The sequence below is a fragment of the Mycoplasma miroungirhinis genome, assembly GCF_013008815.1.
Lineage (GTDB): Bacteria > Bacillota_I > Bacilli_A > Mycoplasmatales > Metamycoplasmataceae > Metamycoplasma > Metamycoplasma miroungirhinis.
In genome coordinates this window covers 199634-211575 of the sequence record NZ_CP053097.1, presented here as the reverse complement: position 1 = coordinate 211575, position 11942 = coordinate 199634, and the positions used below count along the sequence as shown (strand labels likewise).

Here is an 11942-nt window from a genome sequence, read left to right as displayed (position 1 = left end):
TTTAAATTATATAGAATTTATACATAAATTAACATATTAACGATGTTTTTTAATTTGTTTAATTTTTTTATCAATAGTTTGTGTAGAAATAAAAGTTTTATAAAACGAAGCATTTATTAATACACCTGTATAAGTAAAATAACTCATTGTTATTAAAAATAATTCAATATACATAAAAGAGGAAATTAATCCAAATTTTTTGTAATTAAAAAGTGAAGTTAAAAAACCAAAAATAATTACAAATATACTGGTAGGAATAGCACTAATTCATACTCCTGGCATAACATATGCGTATTTTAATCTAAATAACGGTGAATAATGATAAAGTAAAATATAAACGATAAAAAAGAAACTAAAAATCAAAAAAGGTAAAATTAAATAAAAAGTTAAACTAAATTGTCAATCACTAAATTGATATCCAGCGCTTTTTTTTAAAAATGTTAAAAACGATACAAGCATTAAAAAGACAACAAAAAGTAAAATTGTCATACATATAACAATTCACAAACCTTTTAATCGATTTCTAGCTCAACTACCTAAATTTTTATGTTCATATAAAATACTATTGGATTGAACAAATTTAGAATAACCAGCACTCGAAATTCAAAAAGCAGAAATAATAAAAAATATACCCACAAAAATATCAGTTTGTGATACAACATTACCATGACCAAAAAAATTAGGAATAATATTTTCAATTCCTGGTATTATTTTCCCTAATACAAAGTGAATTGTTTCATCATAATCTTTATTTATATAGCCTATTGATGAAATAATAGAAAGAATAGGAATAAAACTCATAAATAAATATAACGAAAAACCTGATGGTATAAATGCAAATTCATGACTATGTATTTTTTTATGTGTCTCTAAAACAATTGAATGAGTTTTTTCATTATCATTTTTTAAATATTTTTTTAATGAAACTTTTAATATAAAATAAATTAAAAAACGAGTAACTTTTTGAAAGACATTTGTTGAGTGATTAAATTTTAATAAACTAAGATTATGTTTAAATTTCTGAAATTTATTTTTTTTATGGTTGTTTCAACCAGTTTTAGGTTTTTTTAACATATTATTTTTTGAATTTTTTTTCAATTATTTGTTTAGTAGTAACTGGATTTGCTTGTCCTTTAAAATTTTTCATAATTTGTCCTACTAAAAATTTTAAAACTTTATCAGAATTTTGTTTGTAGTCATCAATAATTTCAGGTTTGGAAAGAATTAATTGATCAAGATACATTTCTATTTCATCACTTAAATCTTTTAATTTTAAATTATTATTTTCAATTATACTATCTAATGTTAAAGCAGGATTTAATTGTGTTTGCAATAAAATAACATTTAAAGCATTTTTTTGAATTTTTACTTGATCAATTAGTTGAATAGCGGCGATTAAATAATCTAAAGATATTTTTAAATCATTGATATTTAAATTTTGTTCATTTAAAAAACTTACAATATCACTAAAAAATAAATTTGTAACTTTTTTTAAATTAATTTGTGATTTTGTTGCTAAATTATCAACAAAATTAGCATAATCTAAATTTTTTAATAATTGATCATATTGCACTTTATTTAAACCATTTTCAATGTATCTTGATTTTTTTTGTCATGGTAATTCTTCTATTATGATTCTGTTAATAAGTTCATTTGTTAATTTAATAATAGGAATATTAGGTTCAGGGAAATATTTATAATCAATTGCAGATGATTTTAAACGCATTGTTTTTGTAGTTTGACTAGTTTCATCAAAACGTTTAGTTTGTTGTGGAAATTGTTCGTTATTTTGTATTTTTTCAACTTGTCATTTAAATTCATAATCAATTGCTTTTTCTACATTAGAAATAGAATTTAAGTTTTTTATTTCTACTCTAGTATTAAAAGTTTCTTGACCTTTTTTTCTTACAGAAATATTAATATCTGCTCTTAATGAACCTTCATTCATTTTTGCATCACTAATACCTAAACTCAGTGCAATTAGTCTAATTGTATTAACATATTCTGCTGCTTCTTTTGCACTTCTTATAACCGGATTAGAAACAATTTCAATTAAAGGCACTCCAGCACGATTGTAATTTAAAAATGTTTTTTGATCTTCATGAATTTGTTTTGCAGTATCTTCTTCTAAATGAATTCTTTCAATAGTAATATTTTTGAGAGTATCATTAATTTCAATGGGAACTATTCCATTTTTTGCAATTGGTCTAAATTGTTGTGTGATTTGATAACCTTTAGGAAGATCAGGATAAAAATAATTTTTTCTATCAAAATGTAGTTCATTATCTATTTGCATATTTAAAGCTTTTGCTAATTTAATTCCGAAAATGACAGCTTGTTTATTTAAAAGTGGTAATGTACCAGGATATGCTAAATCAATGACACTAGCTGATGTATTTGCAGCTAAATTAAAATTATTTTCAGCATAAGAAAACATCTTAGTTTTTGTTGAAAGTTCAAGATGAATTTCAATTCCAATAACAGGTTCATAATCTAAGTAATTCATTATTTTTCTCCTATAATTTTTTCAATATATAATGCATATTGTAATAATTTCACATCATTAAATTTTTTTGCATCTAATGCAATTGAAAAAGGAAGATTATTTTCATCTTTTGCTAGTGGAATTGTAATTGAAGGATTACCTATTAAATTAGCATTTGTTAAAATATCATCCATAAAAGTAATAGTTGATTTTGAATCAAAACGCGGAGCTGATGATTTTGTTGCAGGATAAATGAAAATATCACAGTTATTATGAATATTAGTAAAGTAATTTACTAAATAACGACGCATTTTTTGAGCTTTTTTTAAGTATTTGTCTTGATTATCTTTTTCTAAATAATAACTTCCTAATAATATTCTTCTTTGTACCATTAAACCTAAACCACTTTGACGTGTTTTCAGATATGTTTGTTCTCAATTATCATCGGAAATTTGTTGTCCAAAATGAATACCACTTAAATTTGCAAGATTTGAAGATGCTTCGGTAAAAGCAATGATTTGATAAACAACAGAAATACAATTAAGAAGATCTTCATCAACTTTAATAGGCTGTAATGTAATATTATTTGCTTTTAATTTATTTAATAAGTTTTGATAACTAGTTGCTACTTCTTTAGTTAAAAAATTAAAACAATCTAAATAAGAAATAACATTTGGTTTATTTTCAATTATTTTATTTTTTAAAAATTCTAAGTTTTGAGATGTATTATCATTTTTAAAATCTTCCTTAAAAACAACATTAGCAATTTCAAAAGCATCATTTACATTATGTGTCATTCAAGCAACAGTATCAAGTGAAGAAGCAAAAGCAAATAATCCGTATCTACTTACCGCTCCATACGAAGGTTTAAACCCTATTTTGTCCACATAACTTGCAGGTTTTCTTACACTATCACCAGTATCTGAACCTATTGCAAAAGAAATATTATCATTTAATGTAGCAGCTGATCCTGAACTTGAACCACCTACATAATGGTCTTTATTTAATGGATTTGCAACAATTCCATAATGAGAAAAAGTACCACTACCACCCAGACCAAATTCATCTAAATGAGTTTTAAATGCACAAGTAGCACCAGCATCTTTTAACAATGAAACAACTGTAGCATCATAATAAGGATGAAAATTTTCTAAAAAGTAACTTGAAGCATGTGATACTGCATCTTTTGTTGCATAATTACTTTTTAAACTAAAAACTGTATTTGCAAGAGGACCATGATTATTTAGTTTTGCATTTTCATAAATAAATGATATAGCATTATTATCATCATGTTTTGCATCCAAAATAGCTGCTTCTAAATTTCCTTTTTTAATCATTAATAACCTTTCTGATAATAACAAAATCATTATCATGAATTTTTGCATTGGATAGCAATTTTTCTTTTTCTAAACCTTTGTGGGGAACATCTTCTCTTAATAAGTCAAAGTTTATAGTTTCTGAATTGATATGTGTCATAGCTTCTATGTTAGTTAAATCAAATTTATCAAGTAAAAGTAGTTGTTTTTTTATTTCTTCGTGCTCTTTACTCATCAATTTAAAAAGTTCTTCTTTTGGTTCAAAAAGAAGACTACGTGCTAAACTTATCATTTTTTCTTTTTCCATCATTGCTCCTATCATTTTGGATAACTTATAAATTGTTGATCATTTAAATGATCTCATTTTTTATCTAAGTTTCTAATTGTTATACTATATGAATGTAAAAACACACGGTGTGACTTTTTTGCTCCATATTTTGTATCACCTAAAATAGGAAATCCTAAATATTCAAGAGTTGCTCGAATTTGATGCTTTTTACCAGTTTTAATTTCTGCATATTTTTTATTATTTTCAACAAAAAATCTTGTAATAGCTTTTGTGCCTTGTTTATCATTTGAAACTTTCATTTTTTGTTTTTCAACATCTTTAATTAGTTTTACTGTTACTACTTTATTTTGATTAATATCACTTAAAAATTGATATATTTTAATGAAATTTTCTTGTTTTTGTTTAAATTCTACTAATGTTGCATAATTTTTGGCATAAATTACAAGCCCACTTGTAACTTTATCTAATCGACCGATGGAATCAGGTATAAAACTATCTGTTTTTTGAAATTTTAAATATGTTAAAACTTGATCATTTAAACAATTTAACTCATTTGACATTGCTATTCCAGCTTTTTTATCAACAATTAAAATATCATCATCTTCATATACTTTTTTAAAGGTTATATTAGCTTTATTAAATATATTTTCATTATCTTTTGTTGTATCTTCAATTCCATAAATAGTAACAACATCATTTTCTTGGATTTTGTATTGTTTGTCATTTGTTCTTATGTTGTTAACTTTAATATCTTTTTTACGAAAAACTTTTTCAATTTTTGAAATAGGAACATTATCAGCTCTTTTTATTATGAATTTAAATAAACTACGACCTTGATCATTTTTTGTTGCTTTAAATTGTTTCATTTTCTTCCATTTCTTCTATTAATTGCTCTAATTTAGAATTTTCTTCAATTTGTCTTTGACTATTAAATAAATCGAATTCTTCTTCATTTAAAGTACCTTCACTTGAGTAATTATTAAATTCAGGAAAAGGAGGTAATTCGGCTAAACTTTTAATTTTAAAATAATCATAAAATTTATCAGTTATACCGTATAAAATAGGTTGTCCAGGAGTTTGAGCTACTCCCACTTCTTCAATAATTCCTTTTGTTAAAAGTGTTACTACAATATTATCACTTACAACACCTCTAATATTATTTATCATTGATCTAGTGATAGGTTGTTTATATGCTATTATTCCAACTGTTTCTATTGCTGCTTGTGAAAGATTTTGTCTTCTTGCAACTGTTACTAATTCACTAATAGCTTCTTTTGATTCATCAGTAGTTAAAAATTTAAATATGTCATTAAATTCATGAACCTTAATTCCTCTATCTTGGTCATTAAATTCATTTGCAAATTTTTTTAATAATGTTCTTGCTAAAGTAACTGATTCTATTTTCAAAGATTCTTTTAATTGTTTACTACTTAAACCTTCATCACCTTGAACATAAAGTAATGCTTCTATTATTTTTGAGTAATTATTCATATTTAATACCTTTTGAAATTTTTATAATTTCTGATTCATTATTTGCTTCAATAACAACTTTTTGTTGTCTAGATAAATCTAATAAAGCTAACAAACTAATAACAAAATGTCCCATTGTAGGTACAGTAAATATTTCATTAAAAGTTAAAATATCTTTAGTTTTAAATAAATCTAATATAACTTTTTTCATCTCTTCTGGACTAATATTTTGAGTCTGTAAAGAAATATTTTTTAAAGCTTCTGCATAAGTTCTTTCAAACATTTTTCTTAAAATAATTGTTAATCTCGTTGAAGATGAATGACCATCTAAAACACTTTCATCTATTTCTTTGACAAAAGATGTTAAATCGCTTGGTGATTTTTGAAATAATTGTTTTCTTTCTTGTTCTTGTTCTCTTAAAGTTAATGAAATTTCTTTAAACTTCTGATATTCTGCAATTTGACTTAAAAGTCTTATTTTTTCTTTTTTTATCTCTTCTTCTTCTTGTGGACTTTGTAAAATAATTCGTGCTTTTAAATGAATTAAATTAGCAGCCATAACTAAATATTCACTAGCTATATCAATATCTATTTTGTTCATATTTTCAATAATTTGCAAATACTGAGTAGCAAGTTCTGATAAATTTATATCAAAAATATCAACATTTTTTTCTTTTATTAAAGTAACTAATAAATCAAGCGGACCGTTAAAATTTTTTAAATTAAATATAATTTCGTTATTTTTATTTGAAATATCTTCCATATTCTAAAAATCCTTATATTTATTTGCTTTTGCTTCTAATTTAGCTTGTTTTTTTGCTCTTTTTTCAACATATGTTAATTTATTTTTAACTTTTTGAGGTTTTAGTGACTTTTTAGAAACATATACGTCTTGTTTTGTATATTTTGATTCAATTGTATTTTTTACAATATGTGCGATTTGATATGTTTCTAAATTTTGAATTTTAAATGCATCAATTGGGTCATGAAAAATAACTTCTATTGTTAATTTTTTAGATCTTTTGGGATTTAGTGCTTGACCACTGTTGTTAATAGTTATAGGAACAATAGCAAAAAATTTAGATTTAGGAATTTTAAATGCTCCTGGCTTAAAATCTAATAATTTATCACTTTGCGATCTTGTACCTTCTGGAAAAATAACTCCTAATGATTTATTTTCTTTAATAAAAGTTCCAAATGAATCAATAGTTTTTAATGCTTCTCGAGGATTTTGTCGATTTAAATAAAACGTATCAATTAAATTTAAAGGTATTCTGGTTTTTCAATTGTTTTCCAATTCTTGTTTTGCAAGAAAATTAACAATTTTATTTTTAATAGATTTCTCCTTACTTTGTTTTTCCAGTGCAGCTAAAATGATTAATGGATCTAGATTAGAAACATGATTAGCATATAAAATAGCACTTTGAGGTAATTTGTCAAAACCTTTAATTTTTAATTGAATTTTTAAAGTTTTTAAGATTTTTTTTACTCTTTTTAAAACATAATCATGTCTTTCTTGTGCTACATATAATGTTGGATTACGACGATATGTATTTGATTTTGAAATTATTCTAAAAAACCTTCATAATCAAATTGGACTAAGCAAAATCATTTTTAATTTTATATTCATTATTTCTCCTTTATTTTAATTGCAGTTGCAATTACTAAATCACCTTCACTACTTGTAGATATTTCAAAATCTTTAAAGTAGTATTTCTGATTTTTTTCAATATTTATGTTGGAAAAAGTACTAAATGTATTATCTGCTTTAAAAATTGCTTCTTTAATTGCCCATCTTGTGGCTAAATATTTACTTTTATTATTTATTATTTGATATTCTTTTAATTCTGCAGGAGATAAAATTCTTTTTGCAAATTCATCACTTTTATTTATAAATCTGCTAATTGAAGTAATATCTATTCCAACTTTTTTCATATTATTTAATTATAAATTATTTTTGATATTTGAACTTACTTTAATAAAATATTTATATTTTATTTAACTTTTTTACTTTTAATATTAAGGAGATATAAATGCAAAAAAATCGTGGTATGTTATTAGAGAGTATTATCAATAAAACAAATGAAAAATATTACATCAATAAAATTGCTTTTTGTCATAAAAAAGAGTTAAATATTAAATTTAAAAAAATAGTTAATAAAAATGAAAAATTAGAAGCAAAAGATGCAAATATTTTTTCCAAAAGCACAGTAGATTATTATGGTGTATATAAAGGTAAATTCATCGCTTTTGAAGCAAAAGAGACTGATTCCAAAACATTTTCATTAAATAATATTAAAAAACATCAACATAATTATTTATTAGATGTAACTAAGTTTGGAGGTATAGGTTTTTATATAATATTTTTTAAACATTTTGACAGTTTTTTGTTTATAAATTGTTTAGAAATGGATAAAATTTTTAAAAATAAAAAATCGCTGTCATTTGAAGAAGCGATTAAAATTTCTAAAAAAATAAATTTAATTTTTCCAGGAATTTTAGATTATGTAAATTGTATTAATTAATTTTTTGCTTAACTACTTTTGAAAATTTAAATTTGGGTTCATATTTAGCTTGCACTATTAATGGTTTTTGTGAAAATTTATTAATTGTTTCTTTTTTTTCTTTATATGAAGTAGTAAATGTACCAAAACCACTAATAGAAATTTTTTGTTTATTTTTAAGATTTTCTAAAATAATTTGTTCAATTGTATCATAAACATTTACTATTTCTAAATAGTTGAGATTTAATTTTTTTGAAACTTCTTGTAATAACTGTTTTTTGTTCATATTATTCTTCTTTTAAATCTCTTGTAATTAATTTATTTAACATCTCATTAATATCATAATCATTAAAAATTACTTGATATAAACCATTTGTAATTGGTAATTCCATTAAATTTGTTTTAATAACATTTTCATAAATTGCCTTAAGTGCAGTAAGGCCTTCAACTGTTTTTTGAGTATTTAGAGCTTCTTTTCCGATTTTTCCATATAATTTTCCAAAACTAAAATTACGAGAAAATTCACTAAAAGCAGTCACAATTAAATCACCAATACCAGTTAAACCAAATAATGTTTCTAGTTTTCCGCCATTATATAGTGCATATTTTTTCATTTCTACAAGACCTCTAGTAATAAGCGCTGCTCTTGTATTAATACCATAATTTTTTTCATACAAAATACCGCTTGCAATTGCTAAAACATTTTTAAAAATACTTCCAATTTCTGCACCAATTACATCTGTTTGGGTATACACTCTAAAGTAATGATTTGAAAATAAATTTTGAACTTTTTTGGCAATTTCGATATTTTCATCAACCGCATCAACAACGGTTATTGAATCTTTTACAATTTCTTCTGCATGACTTGGACCTATCAGTGACACAACTCCTAAAATATTTAAATTATTTTTAGTTAAATTTTTAAATTCTGTATGTAAAGGAGTTATTGTATTAGGATAAAATCCTTTTGCAACATTAATAAGTACTACTTGAGATTGAAGATTTTCAATGGTTTTTTTAAAAGCATCATCCATCAATTTTGATGGAACTGCAAAAACAACATAATTTGTATTATATAGAGCTTCTTTTAAATTATTGGTAGTTTTAAAATTTGGTAAATAAGTTGTTTCTGGAAAATATTTTGTGTTTTTACCTTCTCTTAATTCTTTTAATTCTTGATTATCTATTCCGTAAATTGTAACGTTATGTCCGTTATTAAACAAAACTTTAGCAAGTGCTGTTCCCATTGAACCTGAACCAATTATTGTAATATTTTCATTAGTATTTTGTTTCATTTTTATTCCTTAATAATAAATTTATAGGTGTTCCTTCAAAATTAAAATATGTTCTAATTTGATTTTCAATATATCTTAAATAACTAAAATGTGCATATTCACGATTATTTACATACAAAATAAATGTTGGTATTTTAGATTCGATTTGTTGAATAAATGAAATACTTAATCTTTTACCTTTAAAAGATGGTGCTGGTTTAAACATTTGAATATCAACTAAAAAACTATTTAATTTATTTGTTGGTATTTTTCTTGATATATTTTCTTTTACTTCACAAATTTTTTGTTTTAATTTGTCTAATCTTTGTGTTGTTTTGGCACTTATGAAAATAATTGGAGCTCAATCAACAAATTTAAATTTTTCATATAAATTCTTTTTAAACTCAGCCATTGTATTAGTTTCTTTTTCAATTAAATCTCACTTGTTCACAACAATAATTAATGGTTTTCGTTTTTCATATGCAAAACCAGTAATTCTTAAATGAAAATGATGAATATTTTCAGTTGCATCTAACATCAAAATGGTTAAATCAGCATCTTCTAAACTTTGCATTGCACGCATTAAAGCATAATATTCTACATTTTCTATTAATTTTGATTTTCTTATTATTCCTGCAGTATCTATGACTTCAAATTCTTCATTATTTATATTGATAAATTCACTTATACTATCACGAGTTGTGCCACTTATATCTGAAACTATTGAACGATATTTACCACTTAATGCATTTAAAAGTGAACTTTTTCCAACATTAGGTTTTCCAATAATAGATAACTTAAAAGTATTTAAATTATCATTATTTGAATTATGAATTAAAGAAGTCACTTTATCAAGCATTTCGCCAATACCTTCACCGTGAATACTACTAATTGGAAATATATCATCAAACCCTAAACTATAAAAAATTGGATCAAATTCCCCTTTTTTGCCTTCCAATTTATTTAAAGCAACAATAATTTTTTTAGAACTTTTTCTTAATAAGTCTGCAACATAATAATCTTCTTTTGTTAAATCATGTGTAGCATCTAAAATAAAAATAATAATACTTGCTTCTTCAATTGCTATTTGTGCTTGAAGAGTTATTTGAGATTGAAAATTATCATTATCATTAAAAGTAATTCCACCAGTATCTACTACTCTAAATTTAGTACCAGTTCAATATGCTTCATCATAAATTCTATCTCTAGTCACTCCTGGTTCATTATCAACTATTGATTTTCTTTTGTTAATTAATTTATTAAATAATGTGGATTTTCCAACATTAGGTTTTCCAACTATTGCAACGAGATCTTTCATTAGTTAACCTCATTTATTTTACTTATTGCTAGTTCATATATTTGTTCATATACTTCTAAAATACTCATATTACTTGAATCAATTTCAATTGAACCTTCTGAAACTTTTAAAGGATCTTCTTTTCGATTTACATCTTGATAATCTCTTATTTTAATTTGTTCTAATACTTCTTCATAATTTGATTCAAAACCAAGTTCTAAATTTTGTAACATTCTACGCTGTGCTCTAATTTCTGCTTTTGCTCATAAAAATATTTTTAGTTCTGCATTAGGTAAAATTTTATATGTTGCATCTCGACCATCAATAATTACGCCTTTAAATGATTCAGAATATCATTGAAGAAATTGAACTATTTTTTTTCTAAGTTCTGAAATAGTTGCTATATCACTTGCTAATTTTGAAACTTTATCATCTCTTAACTGTGAAGTAACATTTTTATCTTTAAAAAATCAATTTTCAGATGAATCAACACGAAGATCGCTAAATTCTCATAGTGAAAGTACTTTATTTACATCTTTTATATCTATATTTTTTTCAATTGCAAGTAATGCAGATAATCTATATAAAGAACCACTGCTTATAAAAAAGAAACCTAGTTGTTTTGCAAGTAATTTTGCTACTGAACTTTTTCCCACTCCAGAAGGTCCATCAATTGCAATATTAATTCGTTTTTTTATCATATTCTATCCCTCTTTTTATATTTTGTAATTCTTTATTTAAATCATTTTGAATTTCGACAATTTCATTATTTAAAACTAAGTTTTTAACTTTTATTAAAAAATCCTTTTTATTTAATGGATGATTTAAAATGTCATTTATTTGATTACTTAATTCAGTAATTTTTTTTGTTGAGTATGTTATTTTAATATCATCTAAAAAAATAGATTCTTTATCTAGGTTATATTCAAATGGAAAAAAATTTAAATTTAACTGATTATTTAATTCATCTAGCATTTTTTTGTGATCAGGAATGTTATTAAGAATTTGTTGACTTTTTTTATTAAAATTTTTGTTTTCTTTTTTTATGTTATTTTGAATAGAAATTAATGATTTTAATTCATCTCTGTATTCTTGTCAATATTTTTTTCTACTGATCATAATATCTTATTATAAGATATTTTTATCAAAATAAAATGCAAAATTTTAAAATTAAAAAATAAAAAAATAAACGTAAATAACTAAAATAAATATCTTCATCAACAAATTCTTAATATTATAATTTTTTGAAAACTTAATTAGTTTAACTTTGTTTTAGTAGATAAATTTATTTATGTGATAATTTTTTT

At 23.4% G+C, this 11942-nt stretch carries 15 protein-coding genes; 1 reads left to right on the top strand and 14 read right to left on the bottom strand.

What is annotated here, in order from left to right; all coding sequences use genetic code 4:
- Positions 1–36: 36 nt before the first annotated feature.
- Genes HLA92_RS01115 through HLA92_RS01075 form a run of 9 tightly spaced genes read right to left on the bottom strand, consistent with a single transcriptional unit; the run spans position 37 to position 7495 of the window.
- Positions 37–1074 (bottom strand): YhjD/YihY/BrkB family envelope integrity protein, encoded by a 1038-nt coding sequence (locus HLA92_RS01115; protein WP_171112689.1) that lies wholly within the window; start codon positions 1072–1074, stop codon positions 37–39.
- Between the two features lies 1 nt (position 1075).
- Positions 1076–2506 carry an Asp-tRNA(Asn)/Glu-tRNA(Gln) amidotransferase subunit GatB gene (gene gatB, locus HLA92_RS01110; RefSeq protein ID WP_171112687.1) on the bottom strand — a complete coding sequence of 477 codons (1431 nt, stop codon included), beginning with the start codon at positions 2504–2506 and terminating at the stop codon, positions 1076–1078.
- On the bottom strand, positions 2506–3822 hold the full coding sequence (locus HLA92_RS01105) for an amidase family protein (RefSeq protein ID WP_171112685.1): 1317 nt from the start codon (positions 3820–3822) through the stop codon (positions 2506–2508). Before HLA92_RS01105 ends, gatB begins: the two co-directional genes overlap by 1 nt.
- Positions 3815–4108 (bottom strand): Asp-tRNA(Asn)/Glu-tRNA(Gln) amidotransferase subunit GatC, encoded by a 294-nt coding sequence (locus tag HLA92_RS01100; protein WP_171112682.1) that lies wholly within the window; start codon positions 4106–4108, stop codon positions 3815–3817. The genes HLA92_RS01105 and HLA92_RS01100 overlap by 8 nt, the downstream gene beginning before the upstream one ends.
- An 8-nt stretch (positions 4109–4116) precedes the next feature.
- Positions 4117–4956, bottom strand: a complete 840-nt coding sequence (locus tag HLA92_RS01095) for a pseudouridine synthase family protein (RefSeq protein WP_171112680.1) — start codon at positions 4954–4956, stop codon at positions 4117–4119.
- Positions 4943–5581, bottom strand: coding sequence for an SMC-Scp complex subunit ScpB (scpB, locus tag HLA92_RS01090; RefSeq protein WP_171112678.1), 639 nt, complete (start codon positions 5579–5581; stop codon positions 4943–4945). The genes HLA92_RS01095 and scpB overlap by 14 nt, the downstream gene beginning before the upstream one ends.
- Complete coding sequence (locus tag HLA92_RS01085; protein ID WP_171112676.1) at positions 5574–6323, bottom strand: segregation/condensation protein A; 750 nt, start codon at positions 6321–6323, stop codon at positions 5574–5576. The genes scpB and HLA92_RS01085 overlap by 8 nt, the downstream gene beginning before the upstream one ends.
- 3 nt (positions 6324–6326) lie before the next feature.
- Positions 6327–7190 (bottom strand): lysophospholipid acyltransferase family protein, encoded by an 864-nt coding sequence (locus HLA92_RS01080; protein WP_171112674.1) that lies wholly within the window; start codon positions 7188–7190, stop codon positions 6327–6329.
- Positions 7190–7495, bottom strand: a complete 306-nt coding sequence (locus HLA92_RS01075) for a holo-ACP synthase (protein ID WP_171112672.1) — start codon at positions 7493–7495, stop codon at positions 7190–7192. The genes HLA92_RS01080 and HLA92_RS01075 overlap by 1 nt, the downstream gene beginning before the upstream one ends.
- 98 nt (positions 7496–7593) lie before the next feature.
- Here HLA92_RS01075 and recU point away from each other — a divergent pair, with 98 nt between their 5' ends.
- A complete protein-coding gene (gene recU, locus HLA92_RS01070; protein WP_171112670.1) occupies positions 7594–8085 on the top strand; it encodes a Holliday junction resolvase RecU in 492 nt (163 codons plus the stop codon).
- Here recU and HLA92_RS01065 read toward each other — a convergent pair.
- Genes HLA92_RS01065 through HLA92_RS01045 form a run of 5 tightly spaced genes read right to left on the bottom strand, consistent with a single transcriptional unit; the run spans position 8078 to position 11754 of the window.
- Positions 8078–8350, bottom strand: a complete 273-nt coding sequence (locus HLA92_RS01065; protein WP_171112668.1) for an HU family DNA-binding protein — start codon at positions 8348–8350, stop codon at positions 8078–8080. The genes recU and HLA92_RS01065 overlap by 8 nt on opposite strands.
- A 1-nt stretch (position 8351) precedes the next feature.
- Positions 8352–9359 (bottom strand): NAD(P)H-dependent glycerol-3-phosphate dehydrogenase, encoded by a 1008-nt coding sequence (locus HLA92_RS01060; protein WP_171112665.1) that lies wholly within the window; start codon positions 9357–9359, stop codon positions 8352–8354.
- The gene (der, locus tag HLA92_RS01055) at positions 9343–10656 is read right to left on the bottom strand and encodes a ribosome biogenesis GTPase Der (RefSeq protein WP_171112663.1); all 1314 of its coding nucleotides are present in this window, start codon (positions 10654–10656) and stop codon (positions 9343–9345) included. The genes HLA92_RS01060 and der overlap by 17 nt, the downstream gene beginning before the upstream one ends.
- Positions 10656–11336: a (d)CMP kinase gene (gene cmk / locus HLA92_RS01050; protein WP_171112660.1), complete on the bottom strand. Its 681-nt coding sequence runs from the start codon at positions 11334–11336 to the stop codon at positions 10656–10658. Before cmk ends, der begins: the two co-directional genes overlap by 1 nt.
- Entirely contained in the window at positions 11317–11754 is a 438-nt protein-coding gene (locus tag HLA92_RS01045) for a hypothetical protein (RefSeq protein ID WP_171112658.1), read from the bottom strand. Before HLA92_RS01045 ends, cmk begins: the two co-directional genes overlap by 20 nt.
- Positions 11755–11942 lie beyond the last annotated feature (188 nt).